Source organism: Ignavibacteriales bacterium (assembly GCA_026390595.1).
Lineage (GTDB): Bacteria > Bacteroidota > Ignavibacteria > UBA10030 > UBA10030 > UBA9647.
Window position 1 is genome coordinate 66,526 of sequence record JAPLFQ010000005.1, and the last position, 13,758, is coordinate 80,283.

16 protein-coding genes are annotated in these 13,758 nt (G+C 54.6%); 15 read left to right on the forward strand and 1 reads right to left on the reverse strand.

All coding sequences use genetic code 11. The features are described 5' to 3' along the window. Positions 1-58: 58 nt before the first annotated feature. The 15 genes from NTU47_01000 (at position 59) to NTU47_01070 (ending at position 12,947) form a co-directional block, all read left to right on the forward strand. Positions 59-493, forward strand: coding sequence for a hypothetical protein (locus tag NTU47_01000; GenBank protein MCX6132362.1), 435 nt, complete (start codon positions 59-61; stop codon positions 491-493). A gap of 54 nt (positions 494-547) precedes the next feature. Continuing rightward, positions 548-925 (forward strand): nuclear transport factor 2 family protein, encoded by a 378-nt coding sequence (locus tag NTU47_01005; protein MCX6132363.1) that lies wholly within the window; start codon positions 548-550, stop codon positions 923-925. 28 nt (positions 926-953) lie between these two features. Then, positions 954-1,793, forward strand: a complete 840-nt coding sequence (locus NTU47_01010) for a maleylpyruvate isomerase N-terminal domain-containing protein (protein ID MCX6132364.1) — start codon at positions 954-956, stop codon at positions 1,791-1,793. A 29-nt stretch (positions 1,794-1,822) separates the two neighbouring features. Then, positions 1,823-2,440 carry a LysE family transporter gene (locus tag NTU47_01015; protein ID MCX6132365.1) on the forward strand — a complete coding sequence of 206 codons (618 nt, stop codon included), beginning with the start codon at positions 1,823-1,825 and terminating at the stop codon, positions 2,438-2,440. 45 nt (positions 2,441-2,485) lie between these two features. Next, positions 2,486-4,174: a sulfate permease gene (gene sulP / locus NTU47_01020; protein MCX6132366.1), complete on the forward strand. Its 1,689-nt coding sequence runs from the start codon at positions 2,486-2,488 to the stop codon at positions 4,172-4,174. Between the two features lie 24 nt (positions 4,175-4,198). Next, positions 4,199-4,765, forward strand: a complete 567-nt coding sequence (locus tag NTU47_01025; GenBank protein MCX6132367.1) for an isoprenylcysteine carboxylmethyltransferase family protein — start codon at positions 4,199-4,201, stop codon at positions 4,763-4,765. 16 nt (positions 4,766-4,781) lie between these two features. Further along, positions 4,782-5,630 carry a hypothetical protein gene (locus NTU47_01030; GenBank protein MCX6132368.1) on the forward strand — a complete coding sequence of 283 codons (849 nt, stop codon included), beginning with the start codon at positions 4,782-4,784 and terminating at the stop codon, positions 5,628-5,630. Between the two features lie 28 nt (positions 5,631-5,658). Further along, the gene (locus NTU47_01035) at positions 5,659-7,074 is read left to right on the forward strand and encodes a M20/M25/M40 family metallo-hydrolase (protein ID MCX6132369.1); all 1,416 of its coding nucleotides are present in this window, start codon (positions 5,659-5,661) and stop codon (positions 7,072-7,074) included. A 59-nt stretch (positions 7,075-7,133) separates the two neighbouring features. Beyond that, positions 7,134-7,508, forward strand: a complete 375-nt coding sequence (locus NTU47_01040) for a hypothetical protein (GenBank protein ID MCX6132370.1) — start codon at positions 7,134-7,136, stop codon at positions 7,506-7,508. Positions 7,509-7,575: 67 nt separating this feature from the next. Next, positions 7,576-8,439 (forward strand): DUF1684 domain-containing protein, encoded by an 864-nt coding sequence (locus NTU47_01045; protein MCX6132371.1) that lies wholly within the window; start codon positions 7,576-7,578, stop codon positions 8,437-8,439. Positions 8,440-8,472: 33 nt separating this feature from the next. Beyond that, on the forward strand, positions 8,473-9,903 hold the full coding sequence (dnaB, locus tag NTU47_01050; GenBank protein ID MCX6132372.1) for a replicative DNA helicase: 1,431 nt from the start codon (positions 8,473-8,475) through the stop codon (positions 9,901-9,903). Continuing rightward, positions 9,887-10,672, forward strand: a complete 786-nt coding sequence (locus NTU47_01055) for a hypothetical protein (GenBank protein ID MCX6132373.1) — start codon at positions 9,887-9,889, stop codon at positions 10,670-10,672. The genes dnaB and NTU47_01055 overlap by 17 nt, the downstream gene beginning before the upstream one ends. A gap of 44 nt (positions 10,673-10,716) precedes the next feature. After that, positions 10,717-11,592: a DUF1460 domain-containing protein gene (locus NTU47_01060; protein ID MCX6132374.1), complete on the forward strand. Its 876-nt coding sequence runs from the start codon at positions 10,717-10,719 to the stop codon at positions 11,590-11,592. Positions 11,593-11,680: 88 nt separating this feature from the next. Beyond that, a complete protein-coding gene (locus tag NTU47_01065) occupies positions 11,681-12,676 on the forward strand; it encodes a DUF2911 domain-containing protein (protein ID MCX6132375.1) in 996 nt (331 codons plus the stop codon). 40 nt (positions 12,677-12,716) lie between these two features. Continuing rightward, entirely contained in the window at positions 12,717-12,947 is a 231-nt protein-coding gene (locus NTU47_01070; GenBank protein ID MCX6132376.1) for a CDGSH iron-sulfur domain-containing protein, read from the forward strand. On the opposite strand, the gene NTU47_01075 is transcribed toward NTU47_01070, so the two are convergent. Next, positions 12,921-13,757, reverse strand: coding sequence for an RNA methyltransferase (locus NTU47_01075; GenBank protein MCX6132377.1), 837 nt, complete (start codon positions 13,755-13,757; stop codon positions 12,921-12,923). The two genes, NTU47_01070 and NTU47_01075, sit on opposite strands and share 27 nt — an antisense overlap. Between the last annotated feature and the right edge of the window lies 1 nt (position 13,758).

The following is a 13,758-nucleotide window of genomic DNA, read 5'->3' on the forward strand; positions in this document are numbered from 1 at the left end:
AGACGTTGAATCAGAAGAATTTCAAAGCCGAGCGGTTTCGAGGAGGGCGACAATCACGTTGAATGACGCCATCGCGCTGGTATTTCCGCTCTTCGGTCCGATTGAAGAAAAGAAATGGGCGGACGGCTGGGACCCTGTCGCTCTGTACCCGGCATCGGGAAATCTGGAGGAAGGGATGGTTTTCAGAACACCCGGACATGAGGAACATGAGAACCAGTTTTTCTGGATTGTCTCAAAGTATCAGCCGGCAAACTTTGTCGTCGAGTACGTTGTTTCAACCCCAAACCGGTACTGGGTCATACACATTCAATGTGCTGGCGTGTCTGAGCATGAGACGATGGCGACGATTACGTACATATACACCGGATTGAATGATTTGGGAAACGAGATCAATCGTCAGGCAATCGAGAACATGTACAAGGACAATCTCAGTGATTGGGAAGAGGCGATCAACTACTATCTGAAGACGGGGACCACGCTGCCTCAACACTGAGGCGCGCAGAGCATGGCATACCCTGGGGGGGCTGCAAATTCGACGGACGCCACTATGAACGAAGCAACTGCTACAATAGAAGCCGTGAACGAGAGAATCGAGGAGGCGGTGGTCTCAAAGGACTTTGCCTCCCTCAGCGTTTTGTATGCTGATGATTTTGTGTTCACCCATGGAACCGGCCTCGTCCAGACCAAGCACCAGTGGCTCGATTCACTGACAAGCAACGAGACCCGCTTTCTTTCCCGGCAGCTGGATCCGCCGTCCATCGAATTCCATGGTGACACCGCCCAGGTCACAGGACAACTGCACGTGCACCGGCAGTCGAAGGATGGCGATGCAAAATACGGTATTCGGTATGTTCGTGTCTATTCGATGAGGACCGGGTTGTGGCAGCTGGTTTCTCATCACACCATCGCGCAGTGGGATGCATAACACGTTGCCGGAGCAACCGCAGAATGCAATGAAACGGATTGACCCAATTCATATTGCTCATCTTCTTCCTGAGCTCGACCGGTTGCTACTCGAGTGCCTGAGGAATCTCTCTCCGGGCGATTGGGAACGCCGGACTGTCGCTCCACAGTGGAGCGTCAAGGACGTGGCAGCGCATCTGCTTGACAGTAATTTCCGTTCATTGTCCATGCTTCGCGATGGATACCGGAGTGGAAATCCGGGCAGTTCTGATTCGTACGATGACCTCGTTGTCTTTCTCAACAAGCTCAACGCAGATTGGGTCAGGGCTTTTCGGCGAGTCAGCCCGGCAGTCCTGACAGATCTGCTGGAGATTTCAGGAAGACAGTTTTGCGAGTATATGCAGTCCCTTGACCCGGCTGCCCCGGCGGTGTGGTCAGTTGCGTGGGCGGGAGAATCGCAATCACAGAACTGGTTCCATGTGGCTCGTGAATACACAGAAAAATGGCATCACCAGCAGCAGATACGTTTCTCAATCGGAGATGAGCACGTTCTCCTGACGGAACGACTCTATCTGCCGTATCTGGATACTTCCATGAGAGGATTGCCGCATCACTATCGGGGTGTGAACGCCGTGGAGGGGACGACGATCTGCTTTTCCGTCAGCGGGTTGATCGGGGCACGGTGGTATCTCGTTCGCGCCAACAACAGATGGGAATTGTTTTCGGCGTGTGACACGAATATCTCTTGTTCAGTCGAAATCGACAAGAGCGTAGCCTGGAGAATTGTTACGAAAGGCATCAGTACATCCGAAGCGCAATCTCATGTTCATATTGAAGGGGAGCACAAACTCGGCAACCATATTCTCGGCATGATCGCGGTGATGGCATAGGTTTGGAAGCAGCAACCGGAGAGTGTGAGATGCTTCTTTATTTGATTCAGGGAATAACATTTGGCTTCGCCGCCGCCGTCCAGCCCGGACCGTTCCAGACATACCTTCTGTCACGGGCGCTGCACCATGGATGGCGACGCACCCTCCCGGCAGCCTTCGCGCCGCTCGTGAGCGACGGACCGATCATTCTGCTCGTGTTGGTGGTATTGAACAGCATTCCCGTTTGGTGGGAACGGATACTTCAAGCTGCCGGTGGAGTATTTCTGCTGTATCTCGCGTTCGGGACATTCAAGTCGTGGCGTGATTTCAGTATGAAATCCTCTCCTGTGGCAGAGTCGGGAGGAATGAGCCTGCTCAAGGCCTCTCTTGTCAATGTGCTGAACCCCAACCCGTACCTGGGTTGGATGCTCGTCATGGGACCTCTTCTCATGAAGGGCTGGCGCGAGGCACCTGCACATGGAATAGCCCTGATGATCGGGTTCTACGGAACCATCGTGCTGGGAGGTGCTGCAATCGTCATCCTGTTTTCTTCAGCTAGGGCACTCGGGCCGCAATTGAACCGGTCTCTGCTTGGCATTTCGGCAATTGGCCTGGCGCTTCTTGGCTTGTATCAGCTCTGGCAGGGAACCACTGGCAGTTGGTTATAATCCCGGTTCATTGGATCATCATGCAGTTGAGAGGAAGGGAAACCGTTGCACCAACGTCTTGAGCCAAAACTGTTTTCTATTCTCCGCAAGGGGTACACGAGAAAAGAGCTGGCATCAGATCTCGTGGCCGGTGTCATTGTCGGCATCGTTGCATTGCCGCTTGCCATCGCTTTCGCCATTGCATCGGGCGTCAAACCGGAGCAGGGGTTGTACACTGCCGTCATTGCGGGACTGGTCGTCTCGGTGTTCGGCGGCAGCCGTGTTCAGATCGCCGGACCGACAGGCGCATTCATTGTTATCGTCTACGGCATTGTGCAGAAATTTGGATACGACGGCCTGGCCGTTGCAACTCTCATGGCCGGGGTTTTTCTTATCATCATGGGTCTTGCAAGGCTGGGCACACTCCTCAAGTTCATACCATACCCGCTGACGGTCGGTTTCACGAGCGGGATCGCCCTGATCATTTTCACGTCGCAGATCAACGATTTCCTGGGCCTGCACATCCGGAACCTACCTTCGAATTTCTTCGAGAAGTGGTATGTGTACGCGCAGAGTCTTCGCGTCATTGATGTCAATTCACTTCTTGTGGGGCTGGGCTCTCTTCTCATTCTTGTGTTTTGGCCCCGTGTTTCGCACCGGATCCCGGGCCCCCTCGTGGCCCTTCTTGCTGCCACCGCTGTGGTTCAGATCTTCAAAATTCCGGTTGAGACGATAGGATCCAGGTTTGGCAGCGTAGCACATGGACTTCCCGCGCCTCATTTCCCAAAGGTGACATGGCACATGGTCACCAGTCTCGTTTCTCCCGCAATCACCATCGCGCTCCTCGGATCAATTGAGTCGTTGCTTTCCGCTGTCGTGGCCGACGGCATGATCCGCACGCGCCACCGATCCAACATGGAATTGATAGCACAGGGAGCAGCGAACATCCTGTCGCCGCTGTTTGGCGGTATTCCGGCCACCGGCGCCATAGCGCGAACGGCGACAAACGTGAAAAACGGGGGTCGAACTCCTGTCGCCGGCATCGTCCACGCAGTTACTCTGTTTCTCATCATGATTTTCTTTGGCCGCTGGGCATCGCTGATTCCTTTTCCCGCGCTGGCCGCTATCCTCGTCGTTGTCTCATACAACATGAGCGAGTGGCATTCGTTCATGAAAGTCCTCCGAAGCCCGATGAGCGATGTCGCGGTCCTGCTTGTGACGTTCGCATTGACCGTGATCGTTGACCTCACCGTGGCAATCGAAGTTGGCATCGTGTTGGCCGCTCTTCTCTTCATGAAACGAATGTCGGAGGTCAGCCAGGTAAACGCCATCACACGGGATCTACAGGAAGAACGGGAAGAAGAAGAAACCGCAGGCCCGAAGCGTGCAATTCCGGAAGGAGTTGAGGTCTTCGAAGTGTACGGGACGCTCTTTTTTGGGGCCGTCGATCAATTCACCGAATCGATACGCTTCATCGAGAAAAAACCCTCGGTCCTCATCCTTGAAACCCGCAATCTCCTTGCCGTTGACGCGACCGGGCTGCGCGCACTCGATGAGCTTTACTCTCAACTCTCGCACCAGCAAACGCACTTTATTATCTCAGGAATTCACAAGCAGCCTCTGTTTGCAGTGCAAGGGTCGGGCCTCCTCGATCGCGTCGGCGAAGACAATATCTGCGGAGACCTTGATGAAGCACTGGAAAGAGCCAGCGTTCTCACAGAGCAGCGTGAACCGCCCGCATTGCAGCCGGATTGACCACAGCAAAAGGACAATAACGTCATGGATCTTTCGTTTGTCCTCGCGCCAGTATCCATTGTCTGGATAGGCTCCGAAATTCTCCTCGCGAGGTTGAAGCATTCCGATCAGAAAGGCCCGAGCCGGGATCGCCGCTCCATCATCATTCTGTGGCTGGCTATTTCGCTTTCAATCCCCGCGGCTATCGTCGTTCGCTTCCTTGGGGTAGGATACCTACCGTTCAACCACGCCATGATGAATCTCGGCGGGTTGATGCTGATCGTCATGGGCCTTATACTGCGATGGGTAGCAGTGTTGACCCTGCGGAAATATTTCACCGTCGACGTCGCGATCCTCAGCGATCACAAAATCATAACCGCCGGAGTGTACAAACATCTGCGACATCCATCGTACACGGGCATCCTCGTTTCGTTTGTGGGGCTCGCGATAACATACTCGAATTGGGTGTCGTTCGTCGTGATCGTTGTCCCGATCACAGCGGCCTTTCTTCACAGGATCCGTATCGAAGAGCGCGCACTGCTGGAACATTTTGGCGAATCCTATCGCCGCTATTGTGCCTCAACGTGGCGCCTAATTCCTCGCATGTATTGATCAGACTCAACGAGCCATGAACCGACAGGCAATGGTCAGCCGTTTGTTTTCCCTCGCCGCGGTAGCCGCGACCGGTGCACTTTATTTCTTTTCCACCGGACTGACCGGCATCAGACCGCTCGTGTGGATTGCTCCCGTTCCGGTTCTATTTCTTTCGATGCGATCTTCACGACGGGACACAGTCGCGATTGCCTTCTGCGCCTACATCCTGGGCGAACTAAATCTTGTCGGGTCTATGGCAGCAGCGGCATCAATCGGTGTTGTCATCGGTTCACTCCTGATTCCTGCGCTCGCATTTGCCGTCATTGTTGTCGCTTTTAGAGATGCCATCGTGCACCTCCGGCATCCGCTTGCGTTCCTCGCATTTCCGGTGGGTTGGACTGCCTATGAATTCATCCTCGCAAGCGTCTCTTCCCATGGGAGCGCTGGAAGCATCGCATACACGCAATCCGATTTTCTCCCTCTTATCCAGATTGCTTCACTTGCGGGAATTCAAGGCATCACGTTCGTCGTGACTCTTGTCCCCGCCGGCATTGTTGCAGCACTCAATGTTCGCAGCCGAAGAGAATTTCTTCTGACACTCTCGGTTGTGCTGGCCGTCGCGTTTGGGACTCTGGTGTACGGTTGGAACCAACTCGCGGCACCCGCGTCCGAACAATCCGTTCGCGTTGGACTCGTGTCGAGCAACTCTGCCTCCGTCAATCAGCCGATTTCAGTTCTCAGCGATGCGAGACCCGGAAATAGCCATAGATTCTATCCTGCTGCCGGTGACTGGTTTGCCTGGGTAAATCTCGTCTTCCTTCTGATTCTGGTAGCAGCGGTATCGAAGCGTCTCATGCGACACCGAACCCACATTGCTCGATGAGCATCATATCAAAGGAGCTCTTGTCACAATGAAACACCGCGCCCTCAGTACCTTCGCCGCCCTGTTCGTTCTTGCGCTCTCGTGTTCCGTTCGTACGGTCTTTGCACAATCTTCAGCCGGGGGACTTTCCCCGCACCAGCAATTGGCACGTGAGATTTTCCGTGAAGTGGTTGAAATCAACACGACGATGAACGTCGGGAGCACAAAGGCTGCAGAGGCAATGGCGGCGCGCCTGAAAGCAGCCGGATTTGTGGACAATGATATGGAGCTCGTGGGGCCCCGCCCGCAGAACAAGAATCTCGTCGTGCGATACCGCGGCAAAGGAATCCATCGCCCGATCGTTATTATTGCGCATCTTGACGTCGTTGAGGCGCTGCGTCAGGATTGGTCGTTTGATCCCTTTACATTTCTGGAAAAAGCCGGATTCTTCTACGGCCGCGGGGCGTCCGACATGAAGTGTGAGGTTGCAGACATCGTCGCAACCTTCATACGATTGAAGAACGAGGGATTCGTGCCGAGCCGCGACATCATTCTGGCATTGACAGAGCATGAAGAAAATGGAGACGCTAACGGAGTCCAGTGGCTGCTCGCAAACCGGCGGGATTTGATCGATGCGGAATTTGGCATCAACCTGGAAGGAGGAGGCGGAGATATTGAGAAAGGAAAACCAATCTTGCTGGAAGTCCAGACAAGCGAAAAAGTGTACGTGAGCTTTGAGCTTGAGGTGAAAAACAAAGGGGGACATAGTTCGATTCCCGTGAAAGACAACGCGATCTACAGGCTCGCCGCCGGGCTTGCCCGCCTCTCACAGGTCGATTTCCCCGTCAGGCTTAACGAAACGACGCGCACTTTTTTCGGGCGGACAGCCCAGCGCGAGGAAGGCCAGACGAAGTCCGACATGCTGGCAATTTTGAAGACACCGATCGACGAAGCGGCTGCAAATCGATTGGCCGCATCAAAGCCCTACTATAACGCACTGATGCGGACTACGTGGGTTCCGACGATGCTGAACGGCGGCCATGCGGAAAATGCTCTGCCACAGAGCGCGCGGGCAGTGGTAAATTGCCGTATGCTCCCTGACGAAAAGGTCGAAACGGTCCTTGCGATGTTTCATCTTTTCCTTGCCGACAGCCAGATTACTGTGACCCAGATTGCTCCGGCGCGCCCCGGACCGCTTTCGCCGCTGAGAAAAGATGTCATGGACGCAGTCGATCAATTGGCTGCATCGATGTGGCCGGGTGTCACGGTGACTCCGGTGATGTCTACCGGCGCCTCTGACGGGAAATTTCTTCGCCAGGCGGGCATACCGGTGTATGGTGTATCCGGTATGTTTGCAGACATCGACGACGTCAGAGCTCATGGCCGGGATGAGCGGCTTGGTGCCAAGGAATTTTACGACGGCGTGGAATTCATGTACAGATTCCTCCGACTCCTGAATCAGTAGCTGTTCCGTTTTCATTTAACATTCAACATTCCAATAACAACAATTCTCCGGTGCTCATCATGAGGTCATTCCTTGCCATCCTCGTCGGCTATCTTGTCTTCGCCGTTTCGGCTGTTGCGATGTTTCAGCTCTCCGGTGTCGACCCGCATCAGCAGCCAGGCGTTGGTTTTATGATTGGAAGCACGATCTATGGCGTTGTTTTTGCAATCTCGGGCGGCTACGTTTCTGCAGCAATTGCGGCGCGGAAACAACTGATGCATGCCGGGATCGTCGCTGCAATCATTGCGGTCGCTGCACTGATTTCGATATTCGCCCAGCCGGGTTTTCCGACACACTGGTCGCAAATTACAGCCATTGTTTTCATGGCGCCCTCGGCTGTTCTTGGAGGCTGGTTACGCGAGCGTCAGGTGAAAGCGGGGAAGACGCCATCGTAGCTGCATTGGATGGTATTGGTCATCGTAGATATTCACTCGCCCTCCCATCACCGTTGAAAGAACGATTATGGCTATTACAAGAACCGTTCTCTATGTGTCTATACTCATGATGATCTTATCGTATGGCGTTTGTGCTCAGCCTTCCGGCATCAAGAAGGACAGCGCAACACTCGCCTACGAGGCCGAAATCGGTTCATGGCACAACAAGCGGATCGAGGGCTTGAAGCAGCCCGTTGGATGGCTCTCACTGGTCGCTCTGGATTGGCTCGTGGAGGGAAAGAACCCGCTCGATTCGATCGGGACAATTACAGTCGCGCAGGAAGCGTTGACCTTTGAAGCGCTTCCCGCCGTCAAGCCGACTGTTCGTGGCAACGTGTTCACTTCCGGATCTCTTCGTGCTGGTACAGATCGAGTCGAAATCGGTTCACGGGTGTTCACTGTCATTAAGCGCGGAACCCGGTTTGCCGTGCGCATGTGGGACATCAACGCCGAAACGCTCAAGAAATTCCCGGGCATCGAGACCTTTCCTGTGCAAAGACGATGGAGGGTAGAAGCGCGGTGGGAACCATACGTTCCACCAAAACCCATCAAGGTCCCCTCCGTGATTTCGGGCTACCTGGAGGACTATACGGTTCCGGGTGTGGCAATTTTCTCGATTGACGGCAAAGAGTACAGGCTCGAACCGGTGGGATCGGGTCCGACGACCCTGTTCTACATTTTTGCTGATGCGACAAACGGCAAAGAAACGTACGGAGCGGGACGGTTCCTGTATTCTGACCCTCCAAGGGATGGCAAGGTCGTGATAGATTTCAACAAGGCAATCAATCCTCCGTGCGCCTTCACGCCCTATGCAACCTGTCCGCTTCCTCCGGAAACAAACTCTCTGCCGGTGCGCATTGAGGCTGGGGAGAAGAGCTTTGGAGATCACTGATTTTCGCGTACATTGAGCCAAAGGAGTAATGGTATGACAGATCCACGACGGATGTTGAATAGCGACCAGCGTGACGGCTTGGGCGAAGGCCGCGTTCCACCGCAGGCGGTGGATGTCGAGATGGCTGTCCTTGGCGCTATGATGCTCGATAAGGGGGCTATTGCCAAAGCGATCGAAATTCTTGACGAAACATCCTTCTACAAGCCGGCACACCTGCGCATCTTTGCCGCCATGACCGCTCTCTTTGAAAAGAGTGAGCCTGTCGATCTTATTACGCTCGTTGAGGAACTACGGCGGCGCGCCCAGCTCGATCAGATCGGCGGTGAGTATTATCTCACCGAGCTGACAACAAAGGTGACCACCGCGGCCAATATTGAGTACCACGCGCACATCGTCCTGGAAAAAGCGTTGATGCGCCAGCTGATTTCTTCCTCCTCCGAAGTGGTCGGCCGGGCATACAGCGAAACTGAAGACGCACTCGATCTTTTGGACGAAGCAGAGCAGAAGATATTCCAGATCTCCGAACAGCGGATGAAGAAGAGTTTCATTTCGATGAACACGGCCGTTCATCAAACCATGGAAATGCTCGAAAGTATTCACGGCAAGCACAGTGGAGTCACCGGAGTCCCATCCGCTTTCACAGAGCTTGATAACTATACGGGAGGATTTCAGCGGTCAGATCTCATTATCGTTGCCGGGCGCCCCAGCCAGGGCAAAACGGCACTCGTCCTCTCGATCGCGCGCAATGCGGCGATTCTCCACGATGTTCCCGTGGGCTTCTTCAGCCTCGAAATGTCCGCTCAGCAACTGGTTCTCCGTCTGATCTGCGCTGAAGCCCGAGTCGATGCGCACAGCGTCCGCACCGGGCGCCTGCCCGAGGATGAATGGCGTAAACTCAGCACAAGCGTCGGCAAGCTCTACAAAGCAAAGATCTTCATCGACGACACTCCCGCTCTCACTGTTCTGGAAATCCGGGCGAAGGCCCGCCGTCTCAAGGCAGAACACAACATCGGACTCGTTGTGGTCGATTATCTCCAGCTGATGCAGGGACCAAAAAACGTCCAGAGCCGCGAGCAGGAAATTTCAACAATCTCCCGATCGCTCAAAGCGCTCGCAAAAGAACTTAATATCCCTGTTCTGGCACTTTCGCAGCTCAATCGTGCAGTTGAATTGCGCGGCGACAAGAGGCCGGTATTGGCCGATCTGCGCGAATCCGGAGCCATCGAACAGGATGCTGACGTTGTACTGTTTGTCCATCGCCCGGAAATGTTCGGCATCACGACCGATGAAAACAATGACTCGACCGAGGGCATGGCAGAAATTATCATAGGCAAGCAGCGTAACGGTCCGACGGGGAGCGCGCGTCTGGCATTTGTCAAGCAGTATGCCCGATTCGAAAACCTGACCCGGTTCCGTGAGGCTGCGTTCCTGCCCCCAGAGCCGACAGATGAGACGCCTTTCTGACATGCTTCCGCGGGCGGCGCGACGACGTTTCGTTTGGGCTATACTTGTTGTCGGATTCGTTGCTTCTCCCCAGCTGATGTATGGTCAGTATCGGAAATGGTCGGTCGCAGCGGCCATAGGGTACAATCAATTCAATCTGGACGCTGTCGACGAAAAGAATGAGGCCGACGTTCAGGGCTGGGCGAAACAGGGATATCCTGTCGGACCACTCGCTTCTGTGAAACAAGCACCATCTGTTTCTGCCGGGATTGCATATCGTTTCGATCGTGAATTTGGTTTTTTATTTGCCGCTTCGTACTGGTCAAAGACTGTCTCATCTTCCTACAACAGCTCGGGTGCCACGCTGCAACTCGAACGCGGCGTCGGATCCACTGACGCGGTGCTAGGGATTTCGTACTATCCCTCCGCTCGGCCCTATTTTCTCGAGTGGTACCTTCAAGCGAACCTTGGTGTTTGCATCGCTCGTGCTCCTGCGAAAGCTGTTGGCTGGCAGATGGTGAAAACCGGCTCCGTGCTCGTGCCGGAGCTGTTTGTCGATACTGACGCGACGTTTACAAAATCAAAGGTGACTGTCGGCGTCCTCGCCGGGGCCGATATGCCCCTGGCCGGCGGACTCTCGGTGAAGGCAGAAGCGGGTTATCGATTCGCCCAATTCGGCACAATGGAAGGCGATGTGACGCAGCTGGGACAACACAGTACTCAGACTTCCACGATTACGTTTGATTATTCCGGATTTCAGGTGAGCGCCGGGCTTCGTTTTCAATTCTAAGTTTGTTTCGTTTCGCTCACGTTTGGATCTGAAAGGGTTTTTCAATGGATCGGCGGGATTTCTTAAAGACTCTTCCTCTCGCGGCCGGGGTTCCGGCATTTGCAGGCATTCCTTCGTTCAGATCATTTGTCTTAGGCGATGACGATGCCCAGCTCTGCTCGAAGAAGTTCGAGCTCGCGGCTTCCCTCCAGCTCCGGGCCAAACCGATTGGCCAAGTCATCGTCGAGATGGGCAAATCTTTCCTGGGCACGGAGTATGTTGCCAACACCCTCGAACAGCCGGGCGAAGAGCGTCTGGTTATCAACCTGAGCGGATTAGACTGTGTGTCGTTCTACGAAAACGCCCTCGTTTTTGCCCGCTGTATCAAAAAGAACAAGACTACGTTCGAGGACTACAAGAAGGAGCTCCAGTATATCCGCTATCGCGGCGGCATTATCGATGGATACCCGAGCCGGCTTCATTACTCCAGTGATTATTTCTACGACAACGAAAAGAAACATGTATTCATTGTTGTCACGAAAGATCTCGGGGGCGCGCGCTATAAGAAGACGATTAATTTCATGTCCACCCACACGGAATCGTACCGCCAGATCAAAGAGCGGCCGGAGTTTCTGGCCGTAATTCAGAAGCAGGAAGCGGTGATCAACAGCCGGCGGTTGTACCATATTCCCACCGCTGTTATCCCGAAAGTTGCTCGGAAAATCCATGACGGCGACATCATCGCCATAACCGCTGACATTCCGGGTATGGATGTTGCGCACACCGGCATCGCGATCTGGCAGAGCGGAACGCTTCACTTCATGCACGCACCGCTGAGCGGCTCGAAGGTTCAGATCACGGAGAAATCGCTCGCTGAGTATCTTGCGTCCAGTCCCAAACGGTTGGGAATTATGGTCGCCCGCCCGCTCGAGCCGGCGTAACGGCCATGGCAATACAGCGGAAGATATTGCGGCGAGGAACAAAATTCTGTAAGATTGGGCATTGTTTCATGACTCCTTCATTACACCTATGATTACACGCGTCTCCTTCTGCCGGGCGGTTCTTCTTTCTTGCGCCATGCTTTCCTGTGACGTGCTCGCCCAGCAGCCCATCCAGGTGCCCCGTGATTCCACAGTTGCTCTTATCGCGGGAAAGAGAATCTCCGTCAACTATGGCCGCCCCTCACTCCATGGCCGCAAAATTATGGGAGACTACGTCCAGTATAACAAGGTGTGGCGAACCGGAGCGGGCCAGGCGACGCAACTTGTTACCGACGCAGACCTCGAACTCGGCGGGACGGAGATACCAAAGGGTTCGTATTCTCTCTACACGTTTCCAACGGACGGACAGTGGAAGCTCATCATCAACAAACAAGTCGGGCAATGGGGAACGGTGTACGATTCTCAACGGGACCTGGCTCGCATTGTACTCGACAAGCGAACGCTGGCCAACACAGTGGAGAAACTGACTATTGGAATTGAACGTGGAAACAACGGCACAGGAATTCTGAAGATCGAATGGGAGCACACGTCGCTTTCTGTCCCATTCAGAGTCAGCCCGATACCGATCATCGCGAGCCCGAGAGATTCTGTGCAGCTGGCGCTTGGGGGCAAAGCGGTTTCAATCAATTATGGCCGACCGGCAGCCCGCGGCAGAAAGATCTTCGGCAGTCTTGTTCCCTATAATCAGGTATGGCGGACGGGCGCGAACGAAGTGACAACGTTGAAGACAGAGTTGGATGTTACGCTTGGCGGGGTGAACATCCCGAAGGGAATGTACTCGCTGTTCACGCTTCCTTCGAAGAAATCGTGGCTGCTGATCATCAACAAAGAGACAGGACAGAACGGGCTTGTGTATCACCCCCGTTTTGACCTCGCACGGATCAAACTCCAGAGGCGCGAACTCCCCGGCTACAAGGAGCGGTTCACGATCTCGCTGGACAAGACTGACAACCAATCGGGTGTGTTGAAGTTGGAGTGGGAAAAGACTTCGCTGTCTGTCCCGATGACACTTAAGAGGAAATGAGAACGCCCGGCGGATTCTCATTTTAGAGAAGGAATGTGCTATGCCCACAAAGGTGACAGTCAGGAGCAACGGAAGTATCCATGTCGATGGGGATTTTGAACTGTTCGATCTGAACGGCGGGAAATTTGATTTAAACGGTCGTACGCTGATCAAGTTGTGCCGCTGCGGACAGAGCAAGAATCAACCGCTGTGCGACGGTACCCACAAGACCTGCGGCTTCCAATCGGACGTGACAGCCCGCGCCCTACCGCCTCTCGTCCCCAAAGTGTAGGTCGCTCCTCTGTTTCCGTGCCTCGTAGAGAAACACGGCACTTGCGCTGGCCACATTGAGCGAGTCCACACCCGGTCGCATGGGAACCGCCACCAGATCGTCACATGCTGCAAGCACCGCACCGCTGATTCCTTCTCCTTCGCTGCCGAACACGATACAACAATCCCCGTCCAAGCGCGCCCGCGGCAGTGCGATCTGCTCTGCGTGTGGATGTGCTGCGATGACGCGCACGCCGCGGTGTGACTTCAAATCGTTCAACGAATCTACCAGACTCGTACGATGCACCACCGGCAGCGTGAAGACAGTTCCCATGGAATTGCGTACTGCACGGCGAAGGTATGGACTGCTCGACGTTTCGCCAACGAGCAACGCGTCAACACCGAACGCCGCACAGTTTCTCACAAGAACGCCGAGATTCTCCGCGTTGGTGAGACCGTCAACTGCCACCAACAGGGCGGGACGCCGGATGTTTGCGAGGGTCTCCGTGAGCGACGACGGACGGGGAATGCGGGCGACAGCCATGATGCCCTGGTGAAGATTGAATCCGACGATGGCTTCCACAAGCGGCTTCTGCGCGACGAACACGCGCACATCACCGGAGCGTTGTTCGAGGATCGGCCGGTACGCTTCGAGCCATTCCGGTGTCAGCAGCACCGTGAGAATTTCAAGGGAGCTCGCGAAGAGCCTCCGTACAACCTTCTCCCCTTCGGCAACAAAGATGCCATTCCGCTGGTGATCAAGCGGACGACGGAGCGTGCGGTACGGATGAAGATCGGTTTCATCGAGCGAGTCGATTGGGATGATGGTCATA

Coding starts and splice junctions, on each gene's coding strand:
- NTU47_01060 (MCX6132374.1), top strand. CDS start 10,717: ATGGATCGGCGGGATTTCTTAAAGACTCTTCCTCTCGCGGCCGGGGTT.
- NTU47_01010 (MCX6132364.1), top strand. CDS start 954: ATGAAACGGATTGACCCAATTCATATTGCTCATCTTCTTCCTGAGCTC.
- NTU47_01015 (MCX6132365.1), top strand. CDS start 1,823: ATGCTTCTTTATTTGATTCAGGGAATAACATTTGGCTTCGCCGCCGCC.
- NTU47_01055 (MCX6132373.1), top strand. CDS start 9,887: ATGAGACGCCTTTCTGACATGCTTCCGCGGGCGGCGCGACGACGTTTC.
- NTU47_01005 (MCX6132363.1), top strand. CDS start 548: ATGAACGAAGCAACTGCTACAATAGAAGCCGTGAACGAGAGAATCGAG.
- NTU47_01030 (MCX6132368.1), top strand. CDS start 4,782: ATGAACCGACAGGCAATGGTCAGCCGTTTGTTTTCCCTCGCCGCGGTA.
- NTU47_01045 (MCX6132371.1), top strand. CDS start 7,576: ATGGCTATTACAAGAACCGTTCTCTATGTGTCTATACTCATGATGATC.
- NTU47_01035 (MCX6132369.1), top strand. CDS start 5,659: ATGAAACACCGCGCCCTCAGTACCTTCGCCGCCCTGTTCGTTCTTGCG.
- NTU47_01040 (MCX6132370.1), top strand. CDS start 7,134: ATGAGGTCATTCCTTGCCATCCTCGTCGGCTATCTTGTCTTCGCCGTT.
- NTU47_01075 (MCX6132377.1), bottom strand. CDS start 13,757: ATGACCATCATCCCAATCGACTCGCTCGATGAAACCGATCTTCATCCG.
- dnaB (MCX6132372.1), top strand. CDS start 8,473: ATGACAGATCCACGACGGATGTTGAATAGCGACCAGCGTGACGGCTTG.
- NTU47_01065 (MCX6132375.1), top strand. CDS start 11,681: ATGATTACACGCGTCTCCTTCTGCCGGGCGGTTCTTCTTTCTTGCGCC.
- NTU47_01025 (MCX6132367.1), top strand. CDS start 4,199: ATGGATCTTTCGTTTGTCCTCGCGCCAGTATCCATTGTCTGGATAGGC.
- NTU47_01070 (MCX6132376.1), top strand. CDS start 12,717: ATGCCCACAAAGGTGACAGTCAGGAGCAACGGAAGTATCCATGTCGAT.